This window comes from Bacillus sp. NEAU-242-2 (assembly GCF_027853835.1).
GTDB lineage: Bacteria > Bacillota > Bacilli > Bacillales > Bacillaceae > Bacillus > Bacillus velezensis.
This window is the reverse complement of record NZ_JAPNNY010000003.1, coordinates 439,686-454,283: the sequence shown is the minus strand read 5'-3', so window position 1 is coordinate 454,283 and position 14,598 is coordinate 439,686. Positions and strand designations below refer to the sequence as shown.

Genomic DNA, 14,598 nt, shown 5'->3' with positions numbered 1-14,598 from the left:
GTGCAGTTTTTTTGTTTCTCACGGAATATAAAAAGCGCCTATGGCTGATATACATCAAACCGCAGGCGCTGAATGTTACGATTTTGCTTTATTTAATTCGATGGGCGGGCTGATAAAAAACGTGATGATGCAGCCGATGATCGCTCCGGCAATGCCCGGAAGCACCCAGCCGATTCCCATGCTGTAAAGCGGAAGATTTGCGTTTAAGAATGAATCTAATGATCCGAGCGGAATGCCTGCTGCCTTCAAACCGTCCAGGATACTGAACAGTCCCGTTCCGATCAGGCAGGCGATATAGACTTCGCGTCTTTCCTTAAAGATTTTATCAATAAAGGAAAGGACGATAATGACAATCGCCAGCGGATAAATGGCTGATAAAATAGGAACTGAAAATGCAATAATCTCAGCAAGTCCGAAATTTGAAATCGCCAGACTGAACAGCGTGACAATCGTAACCACCATTTTGTATGATAAAGCGGGAATCAATTTTGAAAAATATTCGCCGCAAGATGTGACAAGCCCGATGCTTGTCGTTAAACACGCAACGGTGATGGCGGCGCCGAGAACGATGTTTCCCAGTGAACCGAACAGGTAATCAGATGAAGCTGATAAAATCTTTGCGCCTTCGCCGAGCGGCCCGACAGCGTCCGTGCTTGTCGCTCCCAGATAGGCCAAAGATAAATAAATGAATGTCAAACCCGCCGCTGCAATCAGACCCGCTTTAATACAAGCGGCCGCGAGCGCTTTACGCTGGGTGACGCCCCTGCTTTTAACAGCGTTGACGACAACGACGCCGAAGACGATTGAGGCGAGCGCATCCATTGTTTTATAGCCTTCCAAAAATCCTTTGAACACCGGCGTTCCGGAATATGCCTGATGTACGGCGCCCAGCCCGCCCATCGGAGTGACTATGGCTTTTACGACAATGATTAAAATGATACCGAATTTAATGGGAGTCAAAATCTTTCCGACTCTGTCCACGATTTTGGACGGGTTAAGAGCTAAATAATACGTAATAGAAAAAAAGATCAACGTGAAAACAAATAAAGATAATCTTTCCGGGATGCCGCTTAAAAACGGAACTGCACCGATTTCATATGAAACGGTTCCGGTTCTCGGAATCGCGAAAAGCGGCCCGATTGATAAATAAAGCACAACGGTGAAAATAGTGCCGAATACCGGGTGAGCTTTATCGGCAAGTCCTTTCGCGTCTTTGCCTGTTAATGCGATGGCGATAATACCCAAAAGCGGCAGTCCTACGCCGGTCAGTAAGAAACCGCCCATCGCTTTCCAGACATTATGCCCCGCCGCTTGCCCAAGCTCCGGCGGATATATCATATTTCCTGCCCCGAAAAAAAGTGCGAAGAGCATGAAACCGATAATAACGGTATCTTTGACAGGTAGTGAGTGTTTCATAAAAGTCCTCCTAAATACTATGTTGAAATATTCTGTCAATTAATTGTCAGATAATATAACAAAACGAACATTACTTATTATATGGCAATGTACAGAGAAGTCAATACTCGATTTATTGCAAATTTCTATTTACTTTTGTTATGGTAGCATAAATATCATACGATGTACCGTTTTCATAAAAGGAGTAAAAAAAATGATATATTTAGACAACAGTTCAACGACCGAGCCGTATGAAGAGGTTTTGGAAGTGTATAAACAGACGAGCAGCCGTTATTTCGGCAATCCTTCGTCTCTGCACCAGTTAGGAACTGAGACGGAACAGCTCCTTGAAGCGGCCGCTCAGCAAATAAAAAGAACCTTACGTTTAAAAAATTATGATATTGTATTTACATCAGGCGCGACTGAAGCGAATAACGCTGCGTTAAAGGGAGCGGCCTGGGCAAACATGAGTAAAGGAAGACATATCATTGCTTCGGCGATTGAGCATCCTTCTGTGACGGAGACGCTTGATCAGCTGACAGAGCTGTTCGGCTTTGAAGTCACATATCTTCCGGCCGATCAAAACGGCTTCGTTTCTTTGAAAGACGTCAAATCGGCTATCAGGCCGGATACGATAATCGTCAGCGTCATGCATGTCAATAACGAAGTCGGCTCCATTCAGCCCGTAAAGGAAATCGGCGGGTTTTTGAAGCAGCACCGGAATATTCTGTTTCATGTTGATCATGTGCAGGGCATTCATAAAGTTCCTCTGTCTATAGAAGAAGCGGGCATTGACCTTTGCACCGTTTCAGGGCATAAGTTTCATGGCTTAAAAGGGACCGGAGCGCTTATCGTCAAAAAAGGAACGCGGCTCATTCCGCTTATAACGGGCGGCTCGCAGCAAAAAGGCGTCCGCGCCGGAACAGAACACACGGCAGGCGCCGTTTCCCTTGCGAAAGCGATCAATCTTTCCGCGCGTGACATGAATGAGCGGCTTTCTTCCGTGGAGGCTGCCAAGAATGCGCTCATGGAAAGGCTGAGCGGGACGGACGGGGTCGTCATCAACACTCCCGCCGAAAATAGCGCGCCGCATATCATTAATTTTTCCGTTCCGGGTGTGAAGGCGGAAGTGCTGCTGCACATGCTTGAGGAAAAAGGAATATATGTCTCCACAACCGCGGCATGTTCGGCAAGAGAGCACAAACCGAGCCGTGTTCTTCTGCAAATGAATAAAGGCGAACAGATTGCATCAAGCAGCATCAGAGTCAGCCTGAACTTCAGCCATACGGCTGACATCACGGAGCCGTTTATGGCCGCGCTGGCGCCGGCTGTTCAAAAACTAAAAAAAATGATGAGGTAGCATATGAATTACGATCATATTTTAATCCGTTTTGGTGAAATATCCACAAAAGGAAAAAACAGACGCAGTTTTATTGAAAGATTAAAACAGAATATCCGCCTGGTATTAAAGGATTATAAAAAAGTAAAATACTTTTCAAACCGGGACCGGATGTCAATTACACTTAATGGAGAAAACCCGGAGGAAATTTGTTCCTTATTAAAGAATATATTCGGCATTCAAAGTTTCAGTCTCGCAATTAAATGCGAAAGCAAGCTGGAAGACATTAAAAAAACGGCTTTAGCCGCGATAGAAGGCGAATATAAACCGGGGAATACGTTTAAGGTCGAGACCAAACGGGCTTACAAGCAGTTTGAATTAGATACGAATGCGATGAACGCTGAAATCGGCGGCCATATTTTGAAAAACACGGATGGATTAACCGTCGATGTGAAAAATCCCGATATTCCGCTTCGGATTGAAATCAGGGAGGAAGCGACATTCCTGACCATTCGTAACGAAAAAGGCGCCGGAGGCCTTCCTGTCGGTTCCGCGGGTAAAGCGATGCTGATGCTTTCCGGCGGTTTTGACAGTCCGGTCGCCGGTTTTTACGCGATGAAACGGGGATTATCAGTTGAAGCCGTACATTTCTTCAGTCCGCCGTATACGAGCGAACGGGCAAAGCAGAAAGTCATGGATCTCGCGGGATGCCTCGCGAAGTTCGGCGGCAGTATGACGCTTCATATCGTGCCGTTTACAAAGACGCAGGAACTCATTCAAAAACAAATCCCGGAAAACTATACGATGACGGCGACGCGGCGTCTTATGCTGCAAATCGCGGACAGAATCAGAGAAGAACGAAAAGCGCTCGCGATCATTACGGGGGAAAGCCTCGGGCAGGTAGCGAGCCAGACGCTTGAAAGCATGTATGCGATCAATGCCGTGACGGCAACACCGGTTTTGCGCCCTTTAATCGGAATGGACAAAACAGAAATCATCGAGAAATCAAAAGAAATCGGCACTTATGAAACAAGCATTCAGCCGTTTGAGGACTGCTGCACCATCTTTACGCCGCCAAGTCCGAAAACACGTCCGAAAAAAGAAAAAATCGAGCACTTCGAAAGCTTCGTTGATTTTGAACCGCTGATTGCAGAGGCCGCTGCCGGCATCGAAACCATCACTGTTTACTCAGAGCAGGAAGCTCACGATAAGTTTGCCGGCCTGTTTTAAAACTGTATACAATTACCAAAGTTTTTTTGAATGAAGACATGTGTTTTATCACATTCTATACTCACAAGGAGGTGATACACATGTCACAATCAAACAGCGGAAACAGCAACCAGCTTTTAGTGCCAGGCGCTGCTCAAGCTATCGACCAAATGAAGTACGAAATCGCTTCTGAATTCGGTGTAAACCTTGGACCGGAAACAACTTCTCGCGCCAACGGTTCTGTCGGTGGAGAAATCACAAAACGTCTTGTCTCTTTTGCTCAGCAAAGCATGGGCGGAAGCAGCCAGCAGCAGTTTTAATCACAACTTCACATAATGGCTAAGAGAGCGGGGAATTCCCCCGCTCTTTTTTCATGAGTATAGATAGAAGCGGGAAGCAATTTATGCATATTTTTATTGTAATGGCCTATGTTTATGTATAATGGGGAAAGAAAGTGAGGAGTTGTTCGTGTTAAAACGAGAAGATTTAATCGCCCCAAAGAACTATAACCTTGTAAATGAAATCGAAAAGTTCAGCCGTTCCAAAGAGAAGAACGCGCTTATTTGGGAAGATCAAACAGGCGGCAAGAAAGTCTGGACGTATGAAAAATTGATGGAAGAAACGAATAAAATCGGAGCCCGCCTGAAAGGTCTCGGATTTGAAAAAGGCGATAAGCTGATTGTCATGGTTCCGAGAGTGCTTGAAGCGTATGCCGTTTATTTAGCGATCTTAAAAGCGGGGATGGTCGTCATTCCTTGCTCGGAAATGCTGCGCGCCAAAGACCTTGAATACCGGATCAAACACGCCGAAGTGAAAGGCGCTATCGTTTATCCTTCATTTATAAACGCATTTGACGAGGTGAATACCGAGCAGCTGGTGACATTGTCAATCGGTGAAAATGATGCCGGCTGGAAAAACCTCCTAACGATTGAAGCGGACGGAGACAGTTTTCAAACAGCTGATACAACAAGAGAGGACATGGCGTTTTTGTCCTATACTTCAGGCACGACCGGCCAGCCTAAAGGCGTTGTACATACACACGGCTGGGCCTTTGCCCATTTAAAAACATCAGCCGGTGCATGGCTGGATATTTCCGAAGACGATACAGTGTGGGCCACCGCGGCGCCCGGCTGGCAGAAATGGGTGTGGAGCCCGCTGCTCGCCGTTCTGGGAAGCGGCGCGACAGGATTCATTTATCACGGCAGATTCAACGCCAAGACGTATTTAGAGCTGCTGGAGCGCCATCAAGTAAATGTCTTCTGCTGTACCCCGACGGAATACCGCCTGATGGCAAAAGTGGAGGAGCTGGACAAATATGATCTTTCTGCTCTTCACAGCGCAGTTTCTGCGGGTGAGCCATTAAACCGGGAAGTCATTGACGTATTCCGGAAGCATTTCGGCATTAAAGTGAGAGACGGATACGGCCAAACGGAGAGCACCCTGTTAGTCGGCGTCCTGAAGGATATGGATATTAAGCCGGGAAGCATGGGCAAACCGACCCCCGGAAATCAAGTAGAGATTATAAACGATAAGGGCGAAATATGCGAAACAGGCGAAACTGGCGATATCGCCGTGCATTTGAGCACACCGGCCTTATTCAAGGAATATTATAAAGATCCCGAAAGAACGAAAAAGCAGATTCGCGGAGATTACTTTCTTACAGGAGACCGCGCGAAAAAAGACGAGGACGGCTACTTTTGGTTTGAGAGCCGCAATGATGACATTATCGTCAGCTCCGGATATACAATCGGGCCTTTTGAAGTAGAGGACGCGCTCGTGAAGCATCCGGAAGTGAAAGAATGTGCAGTCGTGGCGAGCCCGGATGAAATCAGAGGTTCAATCGTAAAAGCTTATGTCGTTTTACAAGACGATGAAAAGCGCAGTGACGAACTTGTCAAAGAACTGCAAAACCACGTAAAAACGATTACGGCGCCTTACAAATATCCGAGAGAAATTGAATTTGTCGAAAGCCTGCCGAAAACGGCGTCCGCAAAAATCAGACGTGTGGAGTTGAGACAGCGTGAAGAACGGCTGAAGGCTGATAAAAAAGCATAATACAGGATAAAGGGTGAGCGGGGATGAAAGCGATTTGGCACGGCGGCACCATCTATACAATGCTTGACGAGAATCATGTCACTGAAGCCGTTTATACCGAAGACGGCATCATCAAACAGACGGGCGGCTTCCGGGAGCTCCAGGGAACATACGGTTCGCCTGATACGGAGGAAATCGATTTACATGGAGCTGTCATGTTCCCGGGGTTTTCGGACAGTCATATGCATTTAATCGGACACGGGGAAAAACAGCTTCGCCTCGATTTGTCGCAGCTGACGTCAAAAGAAGCGATCCTGCGGGCCGCAAAAGAAGCAGAGCGTGAATTGGAAGATGGCGAATGGCTGATCGGCGAAGGCTGGGATGAAAATCTGTTTGAACGGCCGGATTACGTCACGAAGCATGACCTTGACCCGCTCTTTCCCGACCGCCCCGTCCTGCTGAAGCGGGTATGCCGGCACGCCGTTGCGGTTAATTCGGCCGCATTGCGCGAGGCGGGAATTACAACCGAAACACCTGATCCAAACGGCGGGATTATCGTCCGGGACGGCACCGGTCCGACAGGTCTTCTGCTGGATAAAGCCCAAGAGCTTGTGACACAGGCCCTGCCGCCCGTCTCACTTCACTATGTCAAACGCGCGCTTCAAACGGCGATTACGGACTGCTGGTCAAAAGGCCTGACAGGCGGGCATTCAGAAGATCTGGCTTACTACGGAGACGCGTCCGTTCCCGTTGCCGCGTACGAGTCATTAACCGGCAGCGGCCTTTATCCTTTTCGCGCCCATCTGCTCGTTCATCACGAAGCCGTCGACAGCTGGAGCGCTCTGGATAAATCGACCGGACCTTACCTGGAATACGGAGCGATGAAAATTTTTGCTGACGGCGCGCTCGGAGGCAGAACCGCTCTGTTGAAAAAGCCTTATCATGATAATCCGTCAGTTTCCGGCGTTCAGGTGCACGATGACGAGACCCTTGCCGCTCTTGTTTATAAAGCGAGAGAGAAAGGAATGGAAATCGCCGTACACGCGATTGGCGACCTTGCATTTGAAAAGGTGCTCGATGTTATCGAAAGATATCCGGCAAAGCCCGGACAGCTAGACAGGCTCATTCATGCGCAAGTATTAGATGACGGATTGATTGAAAGAGCCGCCCGGCTGCCGATCGGACTTGATCTTCAGCCGCATTTTGTGGCCAGTGATTTTCCGTGGGTGATTGACCGGCTCGGAGAAGAGCGGATGAAAACGGCTTTCGCCTGGAAAACACTGCTGTCAAAAGGGCTGCTGTGCGCCGGAGGCTCAGACGCCCCGATTGAGCCGGCCGATCCGCTTCTGGGCATTCAATCGGCTGTGCTCCGTACAAGCAAGCAGCACCCGGAAGGTCCGGCCTATTATGAAAAAGAGTGCCTGACCGTGTACGAAGCCATTCAGCTTTACACGGAGGGAAGCGCGGCCATCGTCCATAAAGAACATAGCCGCGGACGGATCGCCCCCGGCTATGATGCCGACTTTACCGTACTCAGCGGTGATCCGTTCAGGACGGATCCGAAAAAGCTTCATGAATTGGAAGCGGTCAAAACCGTCGTCGGCGGCCGTATCGTATATGAAAAAGAGGACAGGCAGTGATGCCCGTCCTCTTTTTTTATGATAAAAATGATCGCTTTACTTTTTCCCAGAAAGAGTTGTCTTTCAGTTTCACCGTTTTGATTTTTTTATCGGATAGTGTAATCTCAACCTTTTTGACATTCCGCGTGCTGAGCGCTTCATTATCAAGCCCGATAATCGGATGCTCATTTCCGTCCTGCACCACCTGCAGTGTCAGCTTCCGGTCTGAGCTTAAAATAAATGGAGATCCGAGTGTACGGTATGTGTTGTTGTTCAACGACGCCAGTTCGGATACCTGCATGCAGGAAATCAAAGGATCAACAACGGCGCCTGAGACAGATTTATTGTAGGCGGTGCTGCCCGTCGGGGTGGAAATGATCATCCCGTCTCCTCTGAACGTCTCAAAATGAAGATCATCAATTAACACATCCATCACAAACGTTTTAATAATGCTTGAACGGATGGAAACCTCGTTTAAACAGTGAAAATGATTGCTGCCGTCCACCGTTACGTGAATGAGCGGGTATTTTCTGACCTCAAGCTGTTCCGCGGTCATGCTGGCCGCCATTTTTTCAGGCTCATCGCTGTGAAAATCACAGTACAAATGGGCTTTCCCTTTTTTAGCGATGCCGACATACAGGCAGTCATCACGGAATCCGGTTTTTCTGACGGCTTGCAGAAATGAGCCGTCGCTGCCGATGCTGGCGATAATACCGGCATCCTCCGGTTGAGCCGCAACTGTAAAACCGTGCGATTCAGCAAGCTGCTTCAAAGAGCTGACTTGTTCTTTTGTTTCGTTGTTTTGTTTGTGAAAAAAATAAACATTGCGGCGAAGATCGGTCATATCCCCATTCCCCTTTGCTGTCATATTTACGTTTTTCTCCCAGCAGGTATTGTGTTAAAATACCTGTGGCAATAGTGTAACATGTTTCCTGTTTATCCGTTAAGAGAAAGCGCTTCATGAAAAAAATGAATCTTTTTTTACGGGGGAACGTACGAATATTGACAGAAAAGGAGGAGAACAAATGAATGCAAAAAGATGGATTGCGCTCGTCATCGCGCTCGGCATTTTCGGCGTATCAGTCATTGCAAGTGTGACCGTCGGGGTGCTGAAGAATATCGGAGATACCGGGTCTGACTTTGCATCACTGACAGATGACACAGAGGAAGTGACGCTGGATAAGGGCAGCCCCGGCAGTAAAATCGCCGTGCTTGAAGTGGACGGCACGATTGAGGATAACGGCGGGTCCGCTGGCCTGCTCAGCTCAGGCGGGTATGATCACAGATCATTTTTAAAACAGGTTGAGCGTGCGAAAGAAGATAAAAGCGTCAAAGGAATTGTACTGAAAATCAATTCCCCCGGCGGAGGCGTTTACGAAAGCGCGGAAATACATAAAAAACTGGAAGAACTAAAGAAAGAAACGAAGAAACCGATTTATGTATCCATGGGCTCCATGGCGGCATCGGGAGGCTACTATATTTCAACGGCCGCCGATAAAATCTATGCTTCACCGGAAACGCTCACGGGTTCACTGGGCGTCATCATGGAAAGCGTCAATTATTCCAAGCTCGCCGATGAACTCGGCATCAAGTTTGAAACCATTAAAAGCGGCGCGCATAAAGACATCATGTCCCCGACCCGCGACATGACGAAGGAAGAAAGAAAGATCATGCAGACAATGGTCAACGATTCTTATGAAGGATTTGTCAATGTCATTTCAAAAGGCCGGCACATGTCAAAAGCGGATGTGAAAAAAATTGCCGACGGCCGTGTTTACGACGGCAGACAAGCGAAAAAAATCGGCCTCGTTGATGAGCTCGGTTTTTACGATGATACGATCAGCGCGATGAAAAAGGACCATAAAAATATGAAAAACGCTTCAGTCATCACATACGAGGAAGGATTCGGATTAGGCTCGCTCTTTTCCATGAGCGCAGCGAAAATGTTTAAAAGCGAAATTGATTTTCTGAATATGAAAGAACTCATTTCGCAATCCGGTTCGCCGCGGATGATGTATCTCTATGCAAAGTAGGGGGGAAGAAAGAATGGACGCGACTTACGAAGGCTTTCACGGCAAAGAAGAGGAAGCCGAACAACAGAAGGCGCCCGAGCAGGCATATGCAGGCTTTTGGATCAGGTTTTGGGCGTTTCTTCTTGATTGGCTGGTGGTCTGGGGACTTAACCATCTCATCGTTTCACCGATTTTCACGCTGATGAAGCTCCCGGCAACAAGCGGAATGTTTACAATCTCAGCTTATTCCGTCACAACCCTGATCGTCTACCTCGCCTATTTTGTGTTCATGACGAAATGGTTTCATCAGACACTCGGCAAAATGGTCTTCGGGTTAAAGGTCACTTCTTTGACGCCCGGAAAGCCGCTGACTTGGAGCACCGTCATTTTCAGAGAAGCGGTGGGGCGTTATATCGATAAAATCTGGATTCTCTATATCGTCATTGCGTTTACGCCCAAAAAGCAGGGCATTCACGATTTGATCGCCGACACAACGGTGATTCACGAAGCGCTGTACCGCAAATAAAAGCAGTAAACCCGGAATAAACGTCCGGGTTTATTTTTTTGGGTTTTGGCGATAATGCTGCTAAGGAAGTGAAGCTTATGGGATATGCCGCAGCAGCTGTTATTCTCATTCTCATTTTGGTCTGGCTGCTCATGAGGATGAAAATCCATCTGACTTTCGAATATCTTCACGATAAAGATAACGACAAACTGACGTTTAAACTCTCGGCCTTATACGGGCTGGTCCGTTTTAAAAAAACGCTGCCCGTCATTAAAGTAAACAGCGAAGACGCGTCTATTGATGTCAAACAGGACACGAAATCAGAAATGAAAGGTCAGAAAAAAGAGAAGAAAAAAATCACATATGAAGATGTCAAACAGAGCATTCACAGAATAGAAATGATTCTGCACCAAGTCTTTCAGATGCGCCAAATCGCCGCCTCATTTCTTGCGGGAGTCCGTGTTACGAAGTTCGAATGGGTGACGGTTATCGGAATAAAAGACGCCGCCGTTACGGGAATCGCCGCCGGCGGATTGTGGGCCGTAAAGGGAGGCCTTACGGCGATGCTGTATGATCATCTGCGTTTCATACATAAACCGGTGTACGAAGTCATTCCTTCTTTTCAAGTGCCTGCATCCAAGACGCATTTGCAGTGTATATTCTTTTTTCGTTTTGGACATCTTATAGGTGCAGCTTTCAAATTGCTCAAATACGGGCGGAACGGACTTTCTATCATACGAAAGAAACAGCCGGTTCCGGTTGCTTCAAAGAATGATTCATCAGTTTAAGGAGGAGCGCATATGGCAGACCACCCCATTCAAGGTTTAATGAAAACCGCTATGGAAAATTTAAAAGAAATGATTGACGTGAATACAATCATCGGCGATCCTGTTGAAACGCCTGACGGCAGCGTAATCTTAACGGTTTCAAAGGTTGGATTCGGATTTGCGGCGGGCGGAAGCGAGTTTGGAGGAAAGCCGGCTGAAAAAAGAACCGATGATGATGAAAGAAAAGAGCAGAAGCTCCCGTTCGGCGGCGGAAGCGGCGGCGGAGTATCCATTACGCCGATTGCGTTTCTGATTGTCGGAACAAACGGCGTGCGTATGCTTCATTTAGACGAAAACACCCATCTGATTGATAAACTGTTAGACTCCGCGCCTCAAACGATTGAACGCATCCAGCATATGTTTAAAAAGAATGAAAAAGGCCGGAACCAAAAAAGAACGGATATCGATTTATAACAGAAAAGTTAACTGCCGCCCGCAGTTAGCTTTTTTTACGATGCGGCATAACCTTTGCAGTTTGCATAAAACTCGACTATGATAGAGCTATACATAGATAAAGGGAGGAATCAGAATGGCTGAAATTACATTTAAAGGCGGAGCCGTGACGCTGATCGGACAAGAAGTGAAACCGGGTGACCAAGCTCCTGACTTCACGGTTTTGACAAACGGATTAGAAGAGAAGACATTAGCAGATATGAAAGGGAAAGTAACGATCATATCCGTTATTCCTTCCATTGACACAGGCGTATGTGACGCGCAGACACGCCGCTTCAACGAAGAAGCCGCAAAACTCGGTGATGTGAACGTTTATACAATCAGCGCCGACCTTCCGTTTGCACAAGCGCGCTGGTGCGGAGCGAACGGAATTGATAAAGTGGAAACATTATCGGATCATAAAGAGATGTCATTTGGTGAAGCATTCGGTGTTTACATCAAAGAACTTCGTCTTTTGGCACGTTCCGTATTCGTCCTTGATCAGGACGGAAAAGTCGTTTACGCGGAATACGTAAGCGAAGCGACAAACCACCCGAATTATGAAAAGCCTATCGAAGCTGCAAAAGCGTTAATCAAGTAAAGAAAGAAAAAGAGCTCCGGGTGCTGCCGCGGAGCTCTTTTCATGGCAAGGAGGAAACAGCATGCAACACGACCATGTCGGTCAGATTTATGAACTTTTAGATAAAGCCGCCCAAGTGATAGCAGAAGGCCTTGAGATTTCTTATATTGAGGGGCTTGCGGAGGCGGGAGAGATGTATTTTCTTGAAACGGCCGACCAGCTTCCGCTTCAGGAAAAGCAAGCCGGCGAGCTTAAAAGCCTGCTTGCGAAAGCAGACTTCAGAAAATGGGAGCATGAATGGATCCGCAAGGCGTTCCAGCTCGCCATTTTAAAAGGACTGAAAGATAAGTCCCATCCGAACAGACAGATGACGCCTGATACGATCGGCCTTTTCATCAGTTACCTCGTGAATAAATTTACGGGCGGCCGAAAAGGCCTGACATTGCTGGACCCTGCCTGCGGCACCGGAAATCTTCTGCTGACCGCGGCAAACCAGCTTTCTGACAAAGCGGCAAAAAGCTTCGGCATTGAAATCGACGATGTCCTTCTGAAGATCGCTTATGCTCAGGCGAATCTGCAGGAAAAAGAAATGGAGCTGTTCTGCCAGGACAGTCTTCAGCCGTTATTTATCGAACCGGCCGATGCGGTTATCTGCGATTTGCCGGTCGGCTACTATCCGAATGACGAAGGCGCTGAAGCGTTTGAGCTGAAAGCGGATGAAGGCCACTCATTTGCTCACCACTTATTTATTGAGCAGAGCGTCAAACATACAAAACCGGGCGGATACTTATTTTTTATGATTCCGAACCATCTGTTTGACAGCGCGCAAAGCGATAAACTGAAGCGGTTTTTTGCGGAAAAAGTGTATATCAACGCCCTTCTCCAGCTGCCGGCTACGATGTTTAAAGACGAAGCGCAGGCAAAGAGCATTTTAATCTTGCAGAAAAAAGGCGAAGACACAAAGCCGCCGAAACAAGCGCTTTTGGCGAATCTTCCTTCTTTTGCGAACCAGCAGGCGATGCGGGAGATGATGGCAAAATTGGATCAGTGGATTCAAAAAGAAAAATAATGGCGAAAAAGCAGTGTGAGACGCAAAATCCCGCGCTGCTTTTCGCTTTTTAAAATGAATGGAAATCAGGGCGAAAACACAAATTAAGGAAAGAAAATAACATTCCGTAAGGCCGTGCCGTCCATTTGGCACAAATGAGATTTATCAGAAAATATCGACTTCGTGTTGTAAGCGGTACCAATGTGGATGTTGACTTGAAATGCTGGGTTGACAATGTTTAAATGGAAAAGTCAGATATTTTTTGGACCGCAGTTATGGTCTGGGAAAAAAGAACGAACAAACGAAGAAGAATTTTGATAGGAGCGTCATTTATGTCTAAAATTATTGCAATTAACGCAGGAAGCTCATCTTTAAAATTTCAGTTATTCGAAATGCCTTCAGAAAAGGTGCTAACAAAAGGTTTAGTAGAACGGATCGGTATCGCCGACAGCGTTTTCACTATCTCTGTTAACGGCGAAAAAAATACAGAAGTGACAGATATTCCGGATCATGCGGTTGCGGTGAAGATGCTGCTTCACAAGCTGACTGAATTCGGTATTATAAAGGATTTAAATGAAATTGACGGAATCGGCCACCGTGTGGTTCACGGCGGAGAAAAATTCAGCGATTCTGTTTTGCTTACGGATGAAACAATCCGTGAGATTGAAGAGATTTCAGAACTTGCGCCGCTTCATAATCCGGCTAACATCGTCGGCATTAAAGCCTTTAAAGAAGTGCTTCCGGATGTGCCTGCGGTTGCAGTGTTTGATACGGCGTTCCACCAAACGATGCCTGAGCAATCTTACCTGTACAGCCTTCCGTACGAATACTACGAGAAATACGGCATCCGTAAATACGGTTTCCACGGCACTTCTCATAAATACGTGACACAGCGCGCAGCTGAGCTTCTCGGCCGCCCGCTTGAAGATTTGCGTCTGATTTCCTGCCACCTCGGTAACGGCGCAAGTATTGCGGCCGTAGAAGGCGGAAAATCCATTGATACGTCAATGGGCTTCACACCGCTTGCGGGTGTTGCGATGGGAACACGTTCAGGAAACATCGACCCTGCATTGATCCCGTACATTATGGAAAAAACGGATCAGACGGCAGATGAAGTATTAAATACGTTAAATAAAAAGAGCGGACTGCTTGGCATATCCGGTTTCTCAAGCGACCTTCGCGATATCGTAGAAGCTTCAAAAGAAGGAAACGAAAGAGCGGAAACGGCTCTTGAAGTGTTTGCAAGCAGAATCCATAAATACATCGGTTCTTACGCTGCGAGAATGAGCGGCGTTGACGCGATTATTTTCACTGCGGGTATCGGTGAAAACAGCGTTGAAGTCAGAGAACGCGTGCTTCGCGGCTTAGAATTCATGGGTGTATATTGGGATCCTGCGCTGAACAACGTGCGCGGCGAGGAAGCGTTTATCAGCTACCCTCACTCTCCTGTCAAAGTCATCATCATTCCGACTGACGAAGAGGTCATGATCGCACGCGACGTTGTCCGCCTTGCACAGTAATGATCGAAAAAAGCACATCCTTTAGGGTGTGCTTTTTTATTGAATGCCCCAGAGTCAAACGTTACGATATGTTTAATA

14 protein-coding genes are annotated in these 14,598 nt (G+C 47.2%); 12 read left to right on the top strand and 2 right to left on the bottom strand.

Features of this window, described 5'->3' with window-relative positions; translation table 11 throughout:
• Positions 1-75 precede the first annotated feature (75 nt).
• Positions 76-1,416 carry a branched-chain amino acid transport system II carrier protein gene (gene brnQ, locus OWN49_RS12430; protein WP_003152412.1) on the bottom strand — a complete coding sequence of 447 codons (1,341 nt, stop codon included), beginning with the start codon at positions 1,414-1,416 and terminating at the stop codon, positions 76-78.
• Between the two features lie 193 nt (positions 1,417-1,609).
• On the opposite strand from brnQ, the gene OWN49_RS12425 reads away from it, so the two are divergent.
• The 5 genes from OWN49_RS12425 to OWN49_RS12405 all read left to right on the top strand — a co-directional run bounded on the left by OWN49_RS12425 (position 1,610) and on the right by OWN49_RS12405 (position 7,617).
• Entirely contained in the window at positions 1,610-2,755 is a 1,146-nt protein-coding gene (locus tag OWN49_RS12425; protein ID WP_109567121.1) for a cysteine desulfurase family protein, read from the top strand.
• Positions 2,756-2,758: 3 nt separating this feature from the next.
• Positions 2,759-3,964 (top strand): tRNA uracil 4-sulfurtransferase ThiI, encoded by a 1,206-nt coding sequence (thiI, locus tag OWN49_RS12420; protein WP_032858466.1) that lies wholly within the window; start codon positions 2,759-2,761, stop codon positions 3,962-3,964.
• Between the two features lie 80 nt (positions 3,965-4,044).
• Positions 4,045-4,263: an alpha/beta-type small acid-soluble spore protein gene (locus OWN49_RS12415; RefSeq protein WP_003152415.1), complete on the top strand. Its 219-nt coding sequence runs from the start codon at positions 4,045-4,047 to the stop codon at positions 4,261-4,263.
• Between the two features lie 148 nt (positions 4,264-4,411).
• Entirely contained in the window at positions 4,412-5,998 is a 1,587-nt protein-coding gene (mbcS, locus tag OWN49_RS12410; RefSeq protein WP_020956201.1) for an acyl-CoA synthetase MbcS, read from the top strand.
• A gap of 23 nt (positions 5,999-6,021) precedes the next feature.
• Complete coding sequence (locus OWN49_RS12405; RefSeq protein WP_176283468.1) at positions 6,022-7,617, top strand: amidohydrolase; 1,596 nt, start codon at positions 6,022-6,024, stop codon at positions 7,615-7,617.
• Positions 7,618-7,633: 16 nt separating this feature from the next.
• Here the strand turns inward: OWN49_RS12405 and OWN49_RS12400 are convergent, their stop codons facing one another.
• On the bottom strand, positions 7,634-8,440 hold the full coding sequence (locus tag OWN49_RS12400; RefSeq protein WP_176283467.1) for an NAD kinase: 807 nt from the start codon (positions 8,438-8,440) through the stop codon (positions 7,634-7,636).
• A gap of 181 nt (positions 8,441-8,621) precedes the next feature.
• On the opposite strand from OWN49_RS12400, the gene sppA reads away from it, so the two are divergent.
• The 7 genes from sppA (at position 8,622) to OWN49_RS12365 (ending at position 14,520) form a co-directional block, all read left to right on the top strand.
• On the top strand, positions 8,622-9,629 hold the full coding sequence (gene sppA, locus OWN49_RS12395) for a signal peptide peptidase SppA (RefSeq protein WP_003152419.1): 1,008 nt from the start codon (positions 8,622-8,624) through the stop codon (positions 9,627-9,629).
• A 13-nt stretch (positions 9,630-9,642) separates the two neighbouring features.
• Positions 9,643-10,134 carry an RDD family protein gene (locus tag OWN49_RS12390; protein WP_017418361.1) on the top strand — a complete coding sequence of 164 codons (492 nt, stop codon included), beginning with the start codon at positions 9,643-9,645 and terminating at the stop codon, positions 10,132-10,134.
• Positions 10,135-10,211: 77 nt separating this feature from the next.
• Positions 10,212-10,901 (top strand): DUF2953 domain-containing protein, encoded by a 690-nt coding sequence (locus tag OWN49_RS12385; RefSeq protein ID WP_069473535.1) that lies wholly within the window; start codon positions 10,212-10,214, stop codon positions 10,899-10,901.
• 12 nt (positions 10,902-10,913) lie between these two features.
• Positions 10,914-11,354, top strand: coding sequence for a GerW family sporulation protein (ytfJ, locus tag OWN49_RS12380; protein ID WP_003152423.1), 441 nt, complete (start codon positions 10,914-10,916; stop codon positions 11,352-11,354).
• A 115-nt stretch (positions 11,355-11,469) separates the two neighbouring features.
• Complete coding sequence (tpx, locus tag OWN49_RS12375) at positions 11,470-11,973, top strand: thiol peroxidase (protein ID WP_007408050.1); 504 nt, start codon at positions 11,470-11,472, stop codon at positions 11,971-11,973.
• Positions 11,974-12,034: 61 nt separating this feature from the next.
• Entirely contained in the window at positions 12,035-13,021 is a 987-nt protein-coding gene (locus tag OWN49_RS12370; protein ID WP_176283466.1) for a class I SAM-dependent methyltransferase, read from the top strand.
• Between the two features lie 311 nt (positions 13,022-13,332).
• Positions 13,333-14,520 carry an acetate kinase gene (locus tag OWN49_RS12365; protein WP_003152426.1) on the top strand — a complete coding sequence of 396 codons (1,188 nt, stop codon included), beginning with the start codon at positions 13,333-13,335 and terminating at the stop codon, positions 14,518-14,520.
• Positions 14,521-14,598 lie beyond the last annotated feature (78 nt).